At 59.6% G+C, this 16,941-nt stretch carries 17 protein-coding genes; 5 read left to right on the forward strand and 12 right to left on the reverse strand.

What is annotated here, in order from left to right; all coding sequences use genetic code 11:
* Positions 1-99: 99 nt before the first annotated feature.
* The 4 genes from fdxA to MUY35_RS07400 are packed head-to-tail and all read right to left on the reverse strand — an operon-like array spanning position 100 to position 4,489.
* Positions 100-435 carry a ferredoxin FdxA gene (gene fdxA / locus MUY35_RS07385; RefSeq protein WP_248365160.1) on the reverse strand — a complete coding sequence of 112 codons (336 nt, stop codon included), beginning with the start codon at positions 433-435 and terminating at the stop codon, positions 100-102.
* A gap of 49 nt (positions 436-484) precedes the next feature.
* Positions 485-859 carry an RNA-binding S4 domain-containing protein gene (locus MUY35_RS07390; protein WP_248365701.1) on the reverse strand — a complete coding sequence of 125 codons (375 nt, stop codon included), beginning with the start codon at positions 857-859 and terminating at the stop codon, positions 485-487.
* Between the two features lie 57 nt (positions 860-916).
* Positions 917-3,829 (reverse strand): helicase-related protein, encoded by a 2,913-nt coding sequence (locus MUY35_RS07395; protein WP_248365163.1) that lies wholly within the window; start codon positions 3,827-3,829, stop codon positions 917-919.
* Positions 3,830-3,883: 54 nt separating this feature from the next.
* The gene (locus tag MUY35_RS07400) at positions 3,884-4,489 is read right to left on the reverse strand and encodes a tetratricopeptide repeat protein (RefSeq protein ID WP_248365166.1); all 606 of its coding nucleotides are present in this window, start codon (positions 4,487-4,489) and stop codon (positions 3,884-3,886) included.
* Between the two features lie 184 nt (positions 4,490-4,673).
* On the opposite strand from MUY35_RS07400, the gene MUY35_RS07405 reads away from it, so the two are divergent.
* Positions 4,674-4,964, forward strand: a complete 291-nt coding sequence (locus tag MUY35_RS07405) for an SCP2 sterol-binding domain-containing protein (RefSeq protein WP_248365169.1) — start codon at positions 4,674-4,676, stop codon at positions 4,962-4,964.
* A 21-nt stretch (positions 4,965-4,985) separates the two neighbouring features.
* Complete coding sequence (locus MUY35_RS07410; protein WP_248365178.1) at positions 4,986-5,945, forward strand: alpha/beta hydrolase; 960 nt, start codon at positions 4,986-4,988, stop codon at positions 5,943-5,945.
* Positions 5,946-5,989: 44 nt separating this feature from the next.
* Here MUY35_RS07410 and pgi read toward each other — a convergent pair whose 3' ends face one another.
* From pgi to MUY35_RS07450, 8 genes are all read right to left on the reverse strand, one after another.
* Positions 5,990-7,621, reverse strand: coding sequence for a glucose-6-phosphate isomerase (gene pgi / locus MUY35_RS07415; RefSeq protein ID WP_248365180.1), 1,632 nt, complete (start codon positions 7,619-7,621; stop codon positions 5,990-5,992).
* A 26-nt stretch (positions 7,622-7,647) separates the two neighbouring features.
* Positions 7,648-8,322 (reverse strand): 6-phosphogluconolactonase, encoded by a 675-nt coding sequence (gene pgl, locus MUY35_RS07420; protein ID WP_248365188.1) that lies wholly within the window; start codon positions 8,320-8,322, stop codon positions 7,648-7,650.
* On the reverse strand, positions 8,319-9,773 hold the full coding sequence (gene zwf, locus MUY35_RS07425; protein ID WP_248365191.1) for a glucose-6-phosphate dehydrogenase: 1,455 nt from the start codon (positions 9,771-9,773) through the stop codon (positions 8,319-8,321). The genes pgl and zwf overlap by 4 nt, the downstream gene beginning before the upstream one ends.
* Positions 9,774-9,889: 116 nt before the next feature.
* The gene (locus MUY35_RS07430) at positions 9,890-10,840 is read right to left on the reverse strand and encodes an agmatinase (protein ID WP_248365192.1); all 951 of its coding nucleotides are present in this window, start codon (positions 10,838-10,840) and stop codon (positions 9,890-9,892) included.
* Positions 10,841-10,891: 51 nt separating this feature from the next.
* A complete protein-coding gene (locus MUY35_RS07435; RefSeq protein ID WP_248365703.1) occupies positions 10,892-11,476 on the reverse strand; it encodes an HNH endonuclease in 585 nt (194 codons plus the stop codon).
* A gap of 156 nt (positions 11,477-11,632) precedes the next feature.
* Entirely contained in the window at positions 11,633-12,316 is a 684-nt protein-coding gene (locus MUY35_RS07440; protein ID WP_248365195.1) for an alpha/beta fold hydrolase, read from the reverse strand.
* Entirely contained in the window at positions 12,316-12,954 is a 639-nt protein-coding gene (locus MUY35_RS07445) for a DNA-3-methyladenine glycosylase 2 family protein (protein WP_248365201.1), read from the reverse strand. The genes MUY35_RS07440 and MUY35_RS07445 overlap by 1 nt, the downstream gene beginning before the upstream one ends.
* On the reverse strand, positions 12,930-13,661 hold the full coding sequence (locus MUY35_RS07450) for a precorrin-6A/cobalt-precorrin-6A reductase (protein ID WP_248365204.1): 732 nt from the start codon (positions 13,659-13,661) through the stop codon (positions 12,930-12,932). The genes MUY35_RS07445 and MUY35_RS07450 overlap by 25 nt, the downstream gene beginning before the upstream one ends.
* Before the next feature lie 461 nt (positions 13,662-14,122).
* On the opposite strand from MUY35_RS07450, the gene cobA reads away from it, so the two are divergent.
* The 3 genes from cobA to MUY35_RS07465 all read left to right on the forward strand — a co-directional run bounded on the left by cobA (position 14,123) and on the right by MUY35_RS07465 (position 16,883).
* Positions 14,123-14,992 (forward strand): uroporphyrinogen-III C-methyltransferase, encoded by an 870-nt coding sequence (gene cobA / locus MUY35_RS07455; protein WP_248365206.1) that lies wholly within the window; start codon positions 14,123-14,125, stop codon positions 14,990-14,992.
* 122 nt (positions 14,993-15,114) lie between these two features.
* The gene (locus tag MUY35_RS07460) at positions 15,115-16,341 is read left to right on the forward strand and encodes an MFS transporter (protein WP_248365210.1); all 1,227 of its coding nucleotides are present in this window, start codon (positions 15,115-15,117) and stop codon (positions 16,339-16,341) included.
* Positions 16,342-16,505: 164 nt separating this feature from the next.
* Positions 16,506-16,883: a nuclear transport factor 2 family protein gene (locus MUY35_RS07465; RefSeq protein ID WP_248365213.1), complete on the forward strand. Its 378-nt coding sequence runs from the start codon at positions 16,506-16,508 to the stop codon at positions 16,881-16,883.
* Positions 16,884-16,941 lie beyond the last annotated feature (58 nt).

A 16,941-nucleotide genomic window follows, 5' to 3' on the forward strand; every position in this document is an offset into this window, starting at 1 on the left:
GCGCGGCGAGCATCATTTTCTCTTTTAATTCCGTATCTTAGCGTACTGACCGGCGGTCAAATAACACATGAATTCAGACGGTTTTGCGGGTTTTTCGAATCACTGTTCTGCAGGCGCTTCCGAGAAGTATTTCTGCATCTTACCCTCTTCCCCGTCACGCTCTTCTGCGTCGGGCATGGGGTCTTTACGCTCGATAATGACCGGCCAAAGTTCCGAGTATTTGCGATTAAACTCGACCCAGCTTTCGGTGCCCGGTTCGGTGTCGGCGCGGATAGCATCGGCCGGACATTCGGGTTCGCACACGCCGCAGTCAATGCATTCATCAGGATGAATCACCAGCATATTCTCGCCTTCGTAGAAACAATCTACGGGGCAAACTTCGACACAGTCGGTGTATTTGCAGGCAATACAATTGTCTAAGACGACATAGGTCATGATGACACCTCACTTTGGCTTACCGACCCCAATATTGCAGCCAGCGCGATCATTCAAGGTATCGCTTGCGCGAAAGGTCCAAGCTGCGACGATCTTTCTTGGTCGGGCGCCCTTTGCGGTCATGTTTTGACCCGGACGCCACAGGATCCGGAACGGCGTTCTTACGAGTATCTGGCGGATCAAGGTCGTCATACAGCGCCTGCGCCTCGGTGGCCGGGCCGCGCCGTGTGGACAGAGTTTGAATGCGGATTACCCGCACCTCGCGGCCTTGCGGGAAGGTCAGCACATCGCCAGCCCCAACATTGAAAGACGGTTTTGACACCTTGTCGCTGTTCACCCGCAGATGACCCGCCGAGATCAGCTTGGTCGCCAACCCCCGCGTCTTGAAAAACCGCGCGTGCCAAAGCCACTTGTCGGCCCGCATCTTCGGACCGTTCGAAGGGGCGGCATCACCGCCCCCTGAGTTGTCGGCCTTCACCAATCAGTTCTTTTCCTTCAGCGCCAAAAGGGCTGCGAAAGGGTTGTCAGGGTCGATGGCTTTTTCTTTGCGCGGACCAGACTGATAGCTTTTGGGCTTGTTGTCCTGCGGCCCTTTGCGCGGACCACCACGGCCCGGCTTGCCGCCTGGCTTACCGCCGGGTTTACCACTTGGCTTGCCGCCTTGTTTGCCACGCGGACGGTCACCTTGGGCACGGTCGCCCTGCGGTTTGCCACCACGTGCGCGCGCAAAACCACCCCATTTGAAGGTATAAAACACCTCCATCTCGGGCCCCTCGGCCACTCCCGCGTCGGGAGCAGTTTCTGGCGCGGCGTCTTCTGTGGGCACTTCTGTCGGCGTCTCAATGGGCGCTTCGGTTGGGGCTTCAACTGGTGTTTCGGTGGGTGCCTCAACGGGTACTTCAGCGGGAGCTTCGACGGGCATTTCAGTCGGCGTCTCGCTGGGCGTTTCGGCAGGCGGATCACCGGCAGCCTTCACGTCAGCAACCCCTTCTGTGGGCGCTTTCACCTTCACGCGCTCAGCCTTCTCGGCCTTATACCCGAGCCCTTGCATCAGATCGGCAAACTGCTCCAGCGTCATGCCGGTGATCGACAACATGTCGGCTTTCGTCTCAAAGCCGCCACGGCTGTCTTCAGCGCGCAATTGGTCAGCCAGACGTTCCAGCATGTCGATCCGGATCGCGCGTGCGCCTGCCGGGCGATAACCCGCCAGCAGGTAGGCGTTGGGGTCGATGCCGTCGATGGCGGGAATTGTCACCAAGCCGGGAGGGGGTGATTCCGGAAACTCGGACAATCCTTTGAACAGGCTGTCCAGCACCAGACGCAGACGCGTCGGCGCGGGTTTCAGCAACAAGGGCATGAAAATCGTGAACTGGCCGAACCGGACGCCATGCTTGCGCAATGCCGCGCGGGCGTCCTGATCCAGATCCTTGACCTCTTGCGCCACCTGATCGCGGGGAATGATCCCGAGTGCCTCGATCATGCGGAAGCCAAAGCCACGGGCCAGGCCGGTCAGCGTCTCGTCCCTCTCGATGGTGGTCAGCGGCTCGAACAGCGCCTGTACCTTGCGGTCAATGAAATGCTGCAACCGGCGTGCGACCTTCTCGGACACATCAGTGCCAGCCTCGTCATCGACGAAGGCTTGCACACGCGGCTTCAACATCTCGTCGCCCTTGACCAGCTTACCAACCGCCAACTCGCCCCACATCAGGCCACCCTGCTCGGTGAAATCAAGCTCGGTATCGGGCGCGTTATAGAAACGGTCCGCACGCAGGTGGAATTCGGGCGCGAGCGCCTTCATGCTGGCCGCGCGGAGGGTTTTCGCCTCTTCCGGGCTTTGGGCGGTGTCCTGACTAAACTGGAACCCCTCCAGTCGACCAACAAATTGGCCTTCGACCGTCACTTCACCTTTGTCATTCACGTCAGCCACGAGGCTCTCCTTCTGTTTCAACCGCCGCAACAAGACAGATGTCCGCCGGTCAACAAATCTTTTGGTCAAAGCGTTGTGTAACGCATCCGACAGGCGATCTTCTACAGCACGCGCTTCGCCGCGCCAATGGGCAACATCATCCAGCCAATCGCGTCGTTGTGCAACATATGTCCATGTGCGAATATATGCCAACCGTTTGGAAAGCGTGTCGATATCGCCTTCGGTGCGGTCAATCCGTTTCACTTGCCGGGCAAACCAGTCTTCGCGCACGCGCCCATGTTGGTGTATGTCGCAAAAAAGGCTGGTGATCAGACCGGCGTGTTCTGCATGGCTGATGCCACGAAAATCAGGCAGGCGGCAGGTGTCCCACAAAAGCCCGACAGAGCGCCCATCGGTGGCCCGCGCGGCGACCTCGGCGTCCTCGGCTAGCATCTTCAGGGCAACCACATCGTCCGCGTCCCGCGCCCTTGTCAGCCAGCTATTGGTGGTGGGCAATTCGAGTGAGCGGATAAGTGCCTGCACATTGCCAAAAACCAGATCGCCGTTGCGCCAACACAGCTTGCGGATCGGTGTGAAGGAATGCGAGGTGATGGCGTCGGCCATCTCATCGGACAGCGGCGCGGCCTCGCCCGTCACTCCGAACGAGCCATGTTTCATATAGCGCCCTGCCCGTCCGGCGATCTGCGCCAGCTCATTCGGCGCCAATTGCCGCATCCGGTGGCCGTCAAACTTGGACAGGGCCGAAAACGCCACATGATCGATATCAAGGTTCAGACCCATCCCGATGGCATCCGTGGCGATCAGGTAGTCGACCTCGCCGTTCTGATACATCTCGACCTGTGCGTTGCGCGTGCGGGGCGACAGCGCGCCCATGACGACAGCCACGCCCCCTTTTTGGCGGCGCATCAGTTCAGCGATGGCGTAGAGGTTATCGACCGAGAACCCCACGATCGCCGAGCGCCCCGGCATGCGGCTGAGTTTCTTCGAGCCGGAATGCACCAGTTCCGAGAACCGCTCGCGATTGAGGAACTGCACCTCGGGCACCAAACCCGCAATGGCGCTGCGCATCGTGTCGGACCCCATGAACAGCGTTTCCTGCGTGCCGCGCATGTGCAGCAGGCGGTCGGTGAACACATGGCCGCGTTCCGGGTCTGCACAAAGCTGGATTTCGTCGATGGCGACAAATTCCGCCCCGACGCCCAGCGGCATCGCCTCGACCGTGGCAACCCAGTATTGCGCGCGTTCGGGCACGATGCGTTCTTCGCCGGTGACCAGCGCGACCGCATTGGGACCACGAAGGGCCACCAGCTTGTCATACACCTCGCGTGCCAGAAGGCGCAGCGGCAGGCCGATGACGCCGCTGCGATAGCCCAGCATCCGATCTAAAGCATAGTGGGTTTTGCCGGTGTTGGTCGGGCCAAGCACGGCAGTGATCCGCGGGCCACCCCGCGCGCTGTCCGAGACCATGTTCTGCCCTTCTCGTCGGTAACCCGTAGGCGCGCCTACGCGCAAACTTCTTGGTCAGATATCCCGCCCCTCGACGGTTTCAAGGCGCTGGACGGCTTCTTTTACGCGGGGACTTCGGGGATGTATAGCAAGCGCATGGCGATAGGCGTCCAGCGCTCCTTTTTGGTCGCCAAGCTCTTCCAAAATGATGCCCAGACCCGACAAGGCCCCGAAATGGCGCGGCTCTAGGGTTAGCACGCGGGCGATGTCGTTGACTGACAACCCCAGCCGTCCCGACAGGAAAAATGCTGTCGCACGCGCATTCCATCCTTCGGCAAAATCGGGCGCGTGATCTGTCAGCGCGGTCAGATGTTCGATCGCCGCCTCGAAATCTCCGGCGTCCATGGCCTTGCGCCCACGCTCAAGCAACATATCAAACGTGTCCGAGCCAGACCGTGACCAGAGATCCCAGATTTCATCCTCAAGCGCCTGCCAATTGCTGTCATCCGCCTCGGCCAGCAAAGTGAACAGATGATCCAGATCGCCTGACGGCGCAACTGGTGCGGATGTGGTGTTTTGCGATGGCTCGCCCGATTGCGAATTGACCTGCGCGGCCACTGCGCCCGGCATGGCAACGGTCATGTGTAAAACCAAAGCGGGGATGAGGAACAGTCGCGACATATCGTATGCTACGCGCAAGATCACGAATGAAACAAACACAAACCCGTGTATCCGGCGAATTACCGCGCCTTGTTCGTGTTCCCATGCGTCACTTCAACGAAAAGCGATTTACGCCCGCTTCAACACTGCGTTAGCATCCCCGTGATAATGACGCCCAGACCGGGCAGCAAACGGAGGATAGCACGTGAGTGACGTGATCAATGCGGCAGTGACCGCTCTGAACGAAAAAATCGAAGGTGGCTTTGACGGCGGCACAGCGAAATTTGTGCTTAACGGCGAAGGCGCGATCATGGTCGATGGCGACGGCGCGCGTGCTGGTGATGAAGAGGCCGATGTGACCCTGACGGCAGATGCCGATGTCTTTCAGGACATGCTGTCAGGCGCTGTGAACCCGACCACCGCCTTCATGACTGGCAAACTGTCGGTTGACGGCAATATGGGTCTGGCGATGCAACTTGGCGCGGCGCTGGGTTAACGCTGAGCTACGAACAACACCATGTCAGACGCCCCCCTGTTCAACGACATTGCAAAAGGTCCGCCCGGTGGGCGGGCGTTTTGGCGCATGGCATCAGATGGCGTGCGGGTGCGTTTGGCCCATTGGCCGCGTCAGGACGGATCGCCCAAGCGCGGCACCGCCCTGCTGTTGCCCGGTCGCACCGAATATGTTGAGAAATACGGCATCACCGCCGCCGAACTTGCAGCGCGTGGATTTGATACGCTGACGATTGATTGGCGTGGTCAGGGGTTGGCCGACCGACCCGATGAAGATCGCGTCTTGGGACATGTGGGTCATTTTGACGAATACCAACTTGATCTGGCCGAAATGATGGGTTTGGCGGGCGACCTCGACCTGCCCCGCCCGTTCACGATGCTGGCCCATTCGATGGGCGGCTGCATTGGGCTTCGCGCGCTTCACAACGGGCTGGATGTAACTGGGGTCTGTTTCAGCGCACCGATGTGGGGCATCGTGTTGGCGAAATCCTTGCGCCCCGTCGCCTGGGGTTTTTCATGGGCGTTGCATAAAACACCGTGGAAACTGACCCTGTCTCCCGGCACGGCACGGCAGACCTATGTATTGGCGGAAGGGTTTGCCGACAACATGTTGACCACAGATACAGATATGTGGGCGATGATGCAGGACCAAGCCAAAGCGCATCCCGAACTGACCTTGGGCGGGCCCTCGGCTGGTTGGCTGTTCGCCGCACTGACCGAGATGCGCGATCTGGCTTGCATGTCAGCCCCCAATGTGCCCGCAATCACATGGTTGGGCAGCAACGAGCGGATTGTTGAGCCCGGCCCGATCCACGACCTGATGGCTCGGTGGCCCAATGGTCAGCTAAATATCGTCGACGGGCGCGAACATGAGGTTCTGATGGAAGACCCGGTTGTGCGCGGTCAGGTCTATGCCTCAATCGAACAGTTGGCCACAGGGCGCAAAACACCGTCGGCCGCCTGAAGCAGTTGGCCCCACAGCAGGTCCAGACCGCTTTGTCAGATGTTCTAGGTGACCGTCCGGCTTTTCTTCATGGCTTGCAGATGCGCGACCAAAGCGCGGGTCGATCCGTCAAGATCAGCCCCGTCCGCAGCACCAGACACCACCGGTTCCAACGCCACGGCCAGTTCCTTGCCAAGCTCAACACCCCATTGATCAAACGAATTGATGCCAAAGATGACCCCTTCAACAAACACGCGATGTTCATAAAGCGCGATGATCTGGCCCAACACTTCGGGCGTCAGCTTGGGATAGACCAGCGTGGTTGAAGGCCGGTTACCGGGAAACACCCGGTGGGCGGCTTGCCTTTCCAACTCGTCGCCCTCAAAATCTTTTGCAGCCATCATCTGGCGCGCCACATCGAGCGAGCGGCCCTGCATCAGCGCCTGAGACTGCGCCAGACAATTGGCCATCAAAAGCCGGTGTTGATGGTCAAGCTCGGGTTCATGACCAGCCGCTCCCACCATGAATTCGCACGGAATAATGTCGGTGCCCTGATGGATCAACTGATAGAACGCATGCTGCCCGTTGGTGCCGGGTTCGCCCCAAACCACCGGGCCGGAGACCTCGTCCAGCGGGCTGCCATCCAGCGCAACGCGTTTGCCGTTGCTTTCCATCTCAAGCTGTTGAAGATAGGCTGGAAGGCGCGCAAGCCGTTGTTCATACGGCAAAACGGCGCGGGTGGGATAGCCGCAAACCTGACGGTGCCAGATCCCGACAAGCGCCAACATCAACGGCATGTTATCGCGCCCCTGAGCACGGCAGAAATGGTCGTCCATGGCGCGCGCACCGGCCAACATCTGGTCGAACCGGTCCGGGCCAATGGCGATCATCAATGACAATCCAATCGGCCCCCACATCGAATAGCGCCCGCCGACCCAATCTTCGAACCCAAAGACCCGTTCGTCAGCGATACCCCATTTGGCGGTGTTATCCGTGTTGGACGACAAGGCGGCAAAATGCAGCCCCACAGCCGCTTGCCCAACCTCGCGCGCCAACCAGTCGCGCGCGGTGGTGGCGTTGGTCATTGTCTCGATGGTCGTGAAGGTTTTTGAGGCAACGATCACCAGCGTCTCGGCCGGGTTCAAGCCAGCCAGAACATCCGCGATCTGCGCCCCATCGACATTCGACACGAAATGAACCCTCGGCCCGTCATGATAGGGCGACAACGCAAGCGCCGTCATCGCGGGCCCAAGGTCCGACCCGCCGATCCCGATATTCACCACGTCGCGGAACCGTCCGCCCCCCGGTGCCCGGATTTGTCCCGATCGCAGACGCGATGCAAAATCACGCATACGCGCAAGGGTCTCGTGCACCTCGGGGATCACATCGACGCCATCGACCTCAATCCGGGTGTCGCCCCCGGCCCTGAGCGCAACATGCAGCACCGCGCGGTCCTCGGTGACGTTGATCTTTTTGCCGGAAAACATGTCTGCGCGACGCGACGCGACCTGTGCCTCTTCTGCAATATCCATCAGAAGGGCCACGCCATCCTCGTCCAGCGCCGTTTTCGACCAATCGAACACCAGACCCAGCGCTTGGGTTGAAAACGCCCGTGCGCGATCTTCATCAGCGAACAGGTCCGAGATGCAGCGCGTCTCAGTTGCCGTGCGATAGGCTTTCAAATCACTGAAATTCATTGTATTCCCCGACTAGGTTGATCCGTTCATGCGGCCCAATGAACCGTCATATCCGGCAGCACGGCTTTGACGGGCGCATCAAACGCGTCATCCGCCCTGATCGCCGCCGCTAGTGCGGCCCGTTTGCCTTCGCCCATGATCAGCAAATGCTTTGACATTGCGCCATTCAAAACCGGTGCGGTCAGCGTGATCCTTGGCTCATCCGCCCCCGGCGCGCGCATAGGCAGCAGCGCGGGCGCGTGCGATGACAGGCCTTCAGTCAGGCGATCTGCGCCGGGAAAAAGGCTTGCCGTATGCATGTCTTCGCCCATGCCCAACAACACGACAGACAAGGGCATGGCCGCCTGAACCGCACCGGCAAGGGCGTCCAAACACTCCTCGGGCGTGTCAGTTCCACCATAAAGCGGGATCAGACACGCGGCGGCGGCCTTGTCGACCATCAGGCGTTTTTTCAACAGCGCGGTGTTTGATCGGGGGCTGTCTTCAGTCACCCAGCGTTCATCGGTCAACATCACGTCAACGCGCGCCCAGTCCAGATCGACAGCCGACAGCGCATCAAACACCGGCCCCGGCGAGGTGCCCCCGGGCACAGCCAAAGAGGCGCGGTCTTCATGCTCCAGCATGGCCGACAGTTCCGACGCGATCTTGTCTGCCAGATCCAACATCATCATGTCGCGATCAGCGTATTCGACCAGTTTCATTCGCGGATCTCCCTCCAGCGACGCCCATCCTTATGCAGCAGCATAAGCGCCTCTTCCGGTCCCGTCGAGAACGGGTCGTAAAGCTTGGGCTTGTCGCCGCGACCTTCCCACCCTTCGATGATCGGATCGGTCCAGGCCCAGGCGGCTTCAACCTCGTCCCCACGCATGAAAAGCGTCTGGTTGCCCCGGATAACATCCATGATCAGGCGTTCGTAGGCGTCGGGCGCATCGGCGGCTTCTTCCCCCAGCGCATCGGCGAACGTCATGTCCAACGGCACGTCGATCAGACGCATCCCGCCCGGCCCCGGCTCTTTGATGGTGACCTTCAGGTCCATGCCTTCATTGGGTTGCAGACGGATCGACAGCTCGTTGGCAGTCTGGCCGGTGTCTTCTTCAAAAATCGAATGCGGTGGCTCTTTGAAACGCACGACGATTTCGGACATACGACCCCGCATACGTTTGCCGGTGCGCAGGTAAAACGGCGTGCCGTTCCATCGCCAGTTCGACACGTGCAGCTTCATCGCCACAAAACTTTCTGTGGTGCTGGCGTCGGCCTCGGCATCATCAAGGTATGACGCGACGTCGCCATTGCCACGATACTGGCCGCGCACGATGTCTTCCGAGGCCACCGGATCAAGCGCGCGGATGATCTTGAGCTTCTCATCGCGCACCGCGTTTGGCTCGAACTTCGAGGGAGGCTCCATCGCGGTCAGGCACAGAAGCTGCATCAGGTGGTTTTGCACCATATCGCGCATCGCGCCGGACTTGTCGTAATAGCTGCTGCGCCCTTCGACCCCAACCGTTTCGGCCACGGTGATCTGGATATGATCTACATATTGCGCGTTCCAAAGCGGTTCAAACAGCATGTTCCCAAAGCGCAGCGCCATAAGGTTCTGCACCGTTTCCTTGCCCAGATAATGGTCAATTCGATAAATCTGATGTTCGTCAAAGTGCTGTGCCAGAGTTTCGTTCAATTCCCGCGCTGACGCCTCATCATGGCCAAACGGCTTTTCCACCACGATACGTGCGTTAGGGCCGGCAATTCCATGCGTATGTAGACGTTCGGCGATCGGCCCAAACAACCCGGGGCCAACTGAGAAATAGAATGCTTGGACGCGATCTTGCTTCGCGATTGCCTTCAGATCAACCCATCCCTGACCGCCCATAACGTCAAGCTGAACAAAGCTAATCCGCTCAAGAAACATCTTCAAGACTTTGGGATCACACCATTTTTTTGATACGAACTCGCGCACAGCGGATTCTACAAAGGCGCGGTAGCCATCAGTGTTCATATCGCCACGGGCAGCACCGATAACGCGCGCATCCTCGGGCATTTGCCCATCTAGGAAACGACGATACAGACCGGGCAGGATTTTGCGTCGGGCAAGATCGCCCGTACCCCCAAAAATCACCAGATCGAAAGGTTCGACAGGAATGACGCGTGAGACCATGAGTTTCTCCAGTTGCCGTTAGCGCTAACGGGTTTTGTCACGGCTTCTACCTGCATGCGCGCTTGAAGTCTAGCATTCATTGATTGGACCACAAGTCAAAGGGGGGGAAGCGCGCTTTAGTTCGTCATGACGCACAGAAGTTCAAACATGATCGACGCGCCCAGATAGGCCGTCCCACCTGCCGCATCGAACGGGGGCGAGACTTCGACAAGATCGGCGCCGACGATGTTGACGCCTTTTAGGCCGCGCACGACTTCGACCGCCTGAAACGAGTTCGGGCCACCGATTTCAGGTGTCCCGGTGCCGGGGGCAAAGGCGGGGTCAACAAAGTCGATATCATAGCTAACATAGGTGTCGCCCGTCCCCGCAATCTCGCGCGCCTCGGCCATGACGTCATCAACACCGCGTTTGTGAAATTCCTCGATCGGAATGACGCGAATACCGACGCTTTCAGCGAAATCGCGGTCCTCATTATCGTAGGCGGTGCCGCGAATGCCGATCATCACAACGCGTAAAGGGTCTAATAGCCCCTCCTCCACGGCGCGTCGGAAAGGGGTGCCGTGCGTATACATCGTGCCGTCAAAATACGAATGATAAAGGTCGGTGTGACTGTCAAAATGCACCATGCCCACGGGTGCGTCCTTCGCCAACGCACGCAGGATCGGCAGGGTGCATAAGTGATCGCCACCGCCGGTCAAGGGGCGGATGCCCGCCGCTTTCACCCGGTCGTAAAAACGCTCCATCCGCTGCAAGCTGTCCATCAGATCTGCGGGGTTCGGGGCCACATCGCCTAAATCCGCGCATTTCGCGGCTTCAAACGGACGTATGCCAGTGGCCCCGTTCTGCGCGCGGATCATGGTGGACATGTCGCGCAACTGACGCGGGCCATGACGCGGTCCGGGGCGATTGGTGGTGCCCCCATCCCACGGCGCGCCGATCAAGCCGATCTCGACCTCGCCAAAGCGCGGGTGGTCAAAATCTACATGCGGCAAGCGCATGAAAGTGGCCACGCCCGCAAAGCGCGGTAGATCGAAGCCAGAGATGGGTGTGAAGAATGGATCAGACATGGCAAAGCTCCCTTTTTCGTAAGGGTACGCTATCGCCTGTTTGGCCGCCCGTCACGCGTCCAATTCAGCATCCCAGTAAAGGAAGTCCATCCAGCTGTCGTGCAAGTGGCCCGGCGGGAATTTACGCCCGACATTGCGCAGCTCGGACGCGGCGGGCTGGCGTGGGGGGCGACGCAAATTGAGCCCCGAATGCCGCAAAGGTTTAGAGCCCTTGCGCAGATTGCACCTTTGACACGCGGCCACGACATTTTCCCAGCTGGTGACGCCGCCTGCTGCGCGTGGCACCACGTGATCAAAGGTCAGGTCGCCCCTTGCGCCGCAATATTGGCAACAGAACTCGTCCCTCAGGAACAGGTTAAAGCGCGTGAAAGCAACACGCTTTTGCGGTTTCACATAGTCCTTCAGAACGACAACCGAAGGGATGCGCAGTTCCAGCGACGGGCTTCGCACAACCTCGTCATATTCGGCCAGTATGTTGACCCGATCCAACACCGCCGCTTTCACGGCTTCCTGCCACGGCCACAATGATAAGGGATAATAGGACAACGGTCGGTAATCCGCATTGAGCACAAGTGCCGCGTGGTTCTTCACGCCGCCCCCCTCGCGCACAAATTCTGTCCTGAAGTCTCCGTCCATCACGCGTCAATCCTTGCCCAAACATACCATGCATCAGCGTATCGGGGCGAGGACACCCGCCCCATGCTCTTGGCTCGACTATATATAGGTGAGCCAACCTGACAAGCCCCATGATCTGGGGGCTCATCACAGCTAGATCGAGAAAATGTCAGGGGGTTACTTTGGCTGCGCGGCGGGCTTAATCCCAAGCTTATCCTGAATAAAGCTCAGCGCGACGGACAGCCCGTCCATCCCGATGCCGTGACCGGTGCCCTTCATGATAAAGCCATAGGTTTCAAAACCTGCCGCCTGCAGGATCTCGCCACTTTCCGAGAAATGGCCGGGTGGCACCATGTCATCCTGATCGCCGTGAACCAGAAGCACCGGCGGCTTGGATTTCACGTGATCGGGGAACTGGTCAGGCTCGAGCATCCGACCTGAAAACGCGACAAGGCCCGCAATCGGCGCATCCCGGCGCGGCAACACACGCAGCGCCATCATTGTGCCTTGCGAAAAGCCAAAAACGATGAGTTGTTCGGGGCTTATCCCTTCATCCTCAAGCACCTGATCCAGAAAGGCATCGATGTCTTGTGCAGCTTGGTTGGCCCCATTCATGCTGTCTTCTTCTGACGACCCGTCCAGCCACGGGATCGGAAACCACTGAAAGCCCATCGGGTTGCCCGCGCATTTTTCGGGCGCATCAGGCGCGATGAATGTGGTGTCTGGCAGATGTTCGGCCAAAGGGTCGGACAGGCCCAGAAGATCTGCACCATCCGCGCCGTAGCCGTGCAGAAACACAACGACCGATTTGGTCGTGCCCGAGGCAGCCTCGCGGCGTTTCACATCCAGTATTCGGTTCATCAGCGGATCCCTTCGCGTTGCTTTTCCACCCGGTAATAGGCCCACAGAAGGCGGGCTGCAACGCCCCTCCATGGCGACCAGTTCGCGGCAAGGGCGCGCATCGCTTTGTCCTTGGGGCGGTCGGGCAAGTCAAACAGCAGTTTTGCTGCCTCTTGCAGGGCCAGATCGCCGGCCGGAAAGATATCGGCGTGGGCCAATGCGAATAAAGCGTAAATCTCGGCGCTCCACTGGCCGATGCCGGGCACGGCCGTCAGGGTCGCGATCACCTGATCGGCGGGCGCGGATCGTAGCGCGTGGTAGTCCAACCCTGCCCCGGCCAGCGCGTAGGCATACCGGATTTTGGGTCGCGACAGGCCCAATGCGGTCAGATCGTCGCGGGTTGCATTGGTCACCGCGTCTGGCGTGACCATCCCGGCCGCTTCAACGCGCGACCAGGTTGCAGCAGCGGACGCGGTGGAAACCTGCTGGCCGACAATGGCAAACATCAGCGCCTCAAACCCATCGTCGCGCAGCCGCAATGGGATGTCGTCAATCTGATCCAATACCGTTTGAAATCTCGGCTCCGTCCTGCAAAGCCAATCCGCACCTTCACGCAGGCAGTCTGGCCCGTGGATCAGGCGCTCTTTGAGGTCAGCCAAGAAAAGGCCTCCTGCACGGTTTGCGCATGATCGCAATCCGGCAGCGCCGGGCGATCAAGCAAGGCAACCGGAATCCCCATGGCGCGGGCAGCATCAAGCTTTGCACGTGTTGGACCACCTGAATTTCTCGCTACAACCCATTCTACCGCATAAGTTTTCAGCAAACGCATTTCATAGGCCAACACGAAGGGAGGCTGCCCTATGATCCAACTTCCTTCAAAGGGAAACGGGTCATCCGTTCGGTCCGCGCGTCGGCAAAACAGCGTTCTGCCCTTTGCAAACTCCGCCCAGCTGTCAATGGAGTGCGCATCCGTGGCCAGAAACACCCGCGCAGCCTTCGGAACCAGCTTTGCAACCTGTTTTTGTGTCTCAACGCTGTGCCACAGGTCACCGTCTTGGGCCTTCCAAGCGGGTCGTAGCAGGCGAAGATAAGGCAACCCCATGCGTTGTGCGATGGTCAGGCTTCTGCTGGAAATCTTTGTCGCAAATGGGTGCGTTGCGTCGATCACGGCTGTAAACCCGCCGTCCCGCATAAAGCGTTCCTGAGCGTCCTCGCCGCCAAAACCACCCCTGCGGGTATGGATCGGAAACAATCTTTGTTCGTGCGTGACACCAGCCATTGATGCAACCGCATCCATACCGTCAGCGGCCAGCAGATCCGCCAGCGCGCGCGCTTCCTCCGTTCCGGCCAGCAAAAGAGTCTTCACGATGGCCGCGCGATCACCGCGCCTTTTCGACCGATCAAATCTGGCATCTTTTTCCTATTCGTATCTAATACTTGCAGAACAATATTCATACGTGACCTTCATTATCAACAAACAACTTGGCGGACGTTTCGAAACCTGTCAGGCCGCGATCAGACTGCGGGATGTTTGCGCCTTCCGTCAATTCAGCAGTGCCTCCGCCAATGGTCCGTTCCAATCGGGCTGCGCGCGCGATAGTTGAACATTCCCCCAACAAAATCCCCTTTATCAAGCATTGCACCTTCCTGTCGGCTAGAAAGCGCCTGCGCAGGGTTCGACGGCGGGTTCTGCGGGCAGGATCGGTAAGGCCGGGCTTGCCCACTATGCCCACGCCGTTGCAAACGCGCCCTTCGCCGCACCACCAATCCCCATTGAAAGCCGCAAGGACGCTGTTCGTCCCCCGCGCCCCGGTGCATAAATGACCAATGAGCGACTCACACACCTATACGCCCCCCGCCTTGCCGGGGACTGACTGGCCGCAAATGCAACCCGGCTGGGTATGGCTTTGTGGGGCTGGTCCCGGTGATCCGGGGCTTTTGACGATCCACGCGGTTAATGCCCTGTCGCAGGCAGAGGTGATCGTGCATGACGCGCTGGTCGCGCCGGAAATCTTGTCCTGGGCACGCCCCGATGCAGAGGTGATCTATGCTGGCAAGCGGGGTGGGAAGCCCTCCGCCAAACAGCACGATATCTCATTGCACCTTGTTGATCTGGCGCGCGACGGTAAAAAAGTACTGCGGCTGAAGGGCGGCGACCCATTCGTTTTCGGGCGCGGTGGCGAGGAAGGCCAAACCCTTGTCCAGCATGGCGTGCCGATCCGCATCATTCCCGGGATTTCGGCAGGGATCGGCGGTCTGGCCTATGCGGGCATTCCGGTGACCCATCGCGACGTGAACCAATCCGTGACCTTCGTGACCGGGCATGACCAGTCGGGCAACGCACCCGGCGCGCTCGATTGGGAGGCGATTGCGCGCGGATCGCAAGTGATCGTTATCTATATGGGCATGAAGCATCTGGACCGCATCCGCACCGCCCTGATCGCCGCTGGTCGCCCGGCTGACGAACCCGTCGCCATCACCGCAAACGCCACAACGCCGGATCAGAAAGTGCTGGAGACCACCCTTGGTACATGCGTCGAGGACGCTGCGCGCGACGGGATCAGCGCGCCTGCGATCATATGCGTGGGCCTTGCCGTTCTGATGCGTCAAGCGTTGGACTGGCAGGCGCTGGCGGCGGGACTGCCCCTGCGCAACACCGACCCGCTGGGCCGTGGACGCCCGGCCGAGGATCGTTAAGGACAGCCCTGAGCGCAGCACCGACCTGTTCGACCCACGCCTAAGCCATAGCGGTCAATTGCCGCGTCGCCGCTGGTTTTTCCATCTGGTCAAATCCGCACCCCACATATACGGATATGCGCATGAGTGACGCGACCCTAGCCCCAGCCGACCATGCCCGCGCCAAGCGCAATGTGACCATCCTTGTGCTGGCGCAAGCCTTTCTGGGCGCGCAGATGCCGATGATTTTCACCATGGCCGGTCTGGCCGGCCAATCGCTCGCCTCAAACCCCTGCTGGGCGACATTGCCGATTTCTCTGATGGTCGGAGGCTCGATGTTCTTTGCCAATCCGGTCAGCTGGGTCATGCAGACCTATGGCCGCCGGGTTGGCTTCTGGCTCGGCACGCTGGGAGGGTCCGTTGGCGCGGCGATCAGCGCTTATGCCCTGACCCAAGCAGATTTCGGCATCTTCCTGTTGGGGTCGTTCCTGATGGGGCTGTATCAATCCTCGCAAGGGTTTTTCCGCTTTGCGGCCGCCGATACCGCGTCCGTGGAATTCCGACCCAAGGCGATTTCTTATGTGATGGCGGGAGGACTGGCGTCTGCAGTCATTGGACCTCAACTGTTTAATGCCACCAATGACGCCATGGTCGTGCCCTTTCTGGGGGCCTATCTGACGATCATCGCGATCAACATCGTGGGCTCGTTCCTGTTTTTGGGGCTGGATATTCCCAAGCCGCCTAAACCGCACGCGGACGATCCCAATGGTCGCACGCGCCGCGAGCTTTTGCGCGACCCGGTGATCGCAGTGGCGATCATCTGCGGCATGGTCTCGTACGCGCTCATGAACCTTGTCATGACCTCAACCCCGCTGGCGGTTGTCGGCTGTGGGTTTGAAACCGACATGGCAGGGAACGTGGTCACCGCCCACGTGCTGGCAATGTTCGTGCCCAGCTTTTTCACCGGCCACCTGATCGCCCGCTTCGGCACCCGCAAAGTCATCGCGACCGGTCTGGCGATCCTTGGGCTGGCAGGCGTCGTCGCGCTGCAAGGTGTCGAGCTTGAGAACTTCTTCATCGCCTTGATCCTTCTTGGTGTCGGCTGGAATTTCGGGTTCATCGGCGCGACAACAATGCTGGCCGGCGCCCACGCCCCTGAGGAACGCGGCCGCGTACAGGGCATGAACGACATGATCGTGTTTGGCTGCGTCACCGTGGCCTCGCTGGCCTCTGGCGGGTTGATGAATTGCTCGGGCGGCTCAACGGTCGAGGGCTGGAACGCCGTCAACATCGCCATGGTGCCGTTCTTGGCGCTGGCAGGAGCGTCGCTGATCTGGTTGATGCTGCGCCCGCAGGATGATTTGGCTTGACTGGGCAGAGTGGATTGGCCGGTTTAAGCCCCTATTGACCTTTGCACCCACTGAGGCGGATGTCGGCTAGGCTGATCAAGCAGATTGCCGCATGCACATTGATCCCTGTCAAGTTTCGCGTCGCAAAATCGTGCCACGGTTGGTGACAGCAAGAGGAGGCACGTATGGAAGATTTAGTCAAACTCGGACGGGAATTCGTTCAGGCGATGCGGAACCGTCGCGGCATTGTGCATGTCGACGACATCTATGCCGAAAACGCTGAGTCGGTGGAGGCGGTTGTGCCACCCGGGCGGGATGAGCGGATCGCCAAGGGCCGGGGCGCGATCAAAGCTAAAAGAGAGAGTTGGGCAGCAACGCACACCATCCACAAGCTCGACGCAGACGGGCCATATGTCCATCCGCCCAACCGGTTTGTAGTGCGCTTCGAGGCCGAGGTGACGCAGAAAGACACTGGTCGGCTGATGAACCTGCGCGAGATCGCGGTTTATTCGGTCGAGGAGGGCAAGATCGTCCGCGAAGAGTTCTTCATGTTGCCGAAGTAGGCGGCGTGTCAGGCGGTACTGTCAGTGGTCGACTGATAGCCTTTCTCGCAAGAAGCGC

Source organism: Aliiroseovarius sp. S1339, from assembly GCF_023195695.1.
Taxonomy (GTDB): Bacteria; Pseudomonadota; Alphaproteobacteria; order Rhodobacterales; family Rhodobacteraceae; genus Aliiroseovarius.

Bases quoted from the DNA above. Each gene is read 5' to 3' on its own strand.
- fdxA (WP_248365160.1), bottom strand. From the start codon at position 435: ATGACCTATGTCGTCTTAGACAATTGTATTGCCTGCAAATACACCGAC.
- MUY35_RS07390 (WP_248365701.1), bottom strand. From the start codon at position 859: ATGCGGGCCGACAAGTGGCTTTGGCACGCGCGGTTTTTCAAGACGCGG.
- MUY35_RS07395 (WP_248365163.1), bottom strand. From the start codon at position 3,829: ATGGTCTCGGACAGCGCGCGGGGTGGCCCGCGGATCACTGCCGTGCTT.
- MUY35_RS07400 (WP_248365166.1), bottom strand. From the start codon at position 4,489: ATGTCGCGACTGTTCCTCATCCCCGCTTTGGTTTTACACATGACCGTT.
- MUY35_RS07410 (WP_248365178.1), top strand. From the start codon at position 4,986: ATGTCAGACGCCCCCCTGTTCAACGACATTGCAAAAGGTCCGCCCGGT.
- pgi (WP_248365180.1), bottom strand. From the start codon at position 7,621: ATGAATTTCAGTGATTTGAAAGCCTATCGCACGGCAACTGAGACGCGC.
- pgl (WP_248365188.1), bottom strand. From the start codon at position 8,322: ATGAAACTGGTCGAATACGCTGATCGCGACATGATGATGTTGGATCTG.
- zwf (WP_248365191.1), bottom strand. From the start codon at position 9,773: ATGGTCTCACGCGTCATTCCTGTCGAACCTTTCGATCTGGTGATTTTT.
- MUY35_RS07430 (WP_248365192.1), bottom strand. From the start codon at position 10,840: ATGTCTGATCCATTCTTCACACCCATCTCTGGCTTCGATCTACCGCGC.
- MUY35_RS07435 (WP_248365703.1), bottom strand. From the start codon at position 11,476: ATGGACGGAGACTTCAGGACAGAATTTGTGCGCGAGGGGGGCGGCGTG.
- MUY35_RS07440 (WP_248365195.1), bottom strand. From the start codon at position 12,316: ATGAACCGAATACTGGATGTGAAACGCCGCGAGGCTGCCTCGGGCACG.
- cobA (WP_248365206.1), top strand. From the start codon at position 14,123: ATGAGCGACTCACACACCTATACGCCCCCCGCCTTGCCGGGGACTGAC.
- MUY35_RS07460 (WP_248365210.1), top strand. From the start codon at position 15,115: ATGAGTGACGCGACCCTAGCCCCAGCCGACCATGCCCGCGCCAAGCGC.
- MUY35_RS07465 (WP_248365213.1), top strand. From the start codon at position 16,506: ATGGAAGATTTAGTCAAACTCGGACGGGAATTCGTTCAGGCGATGCGG.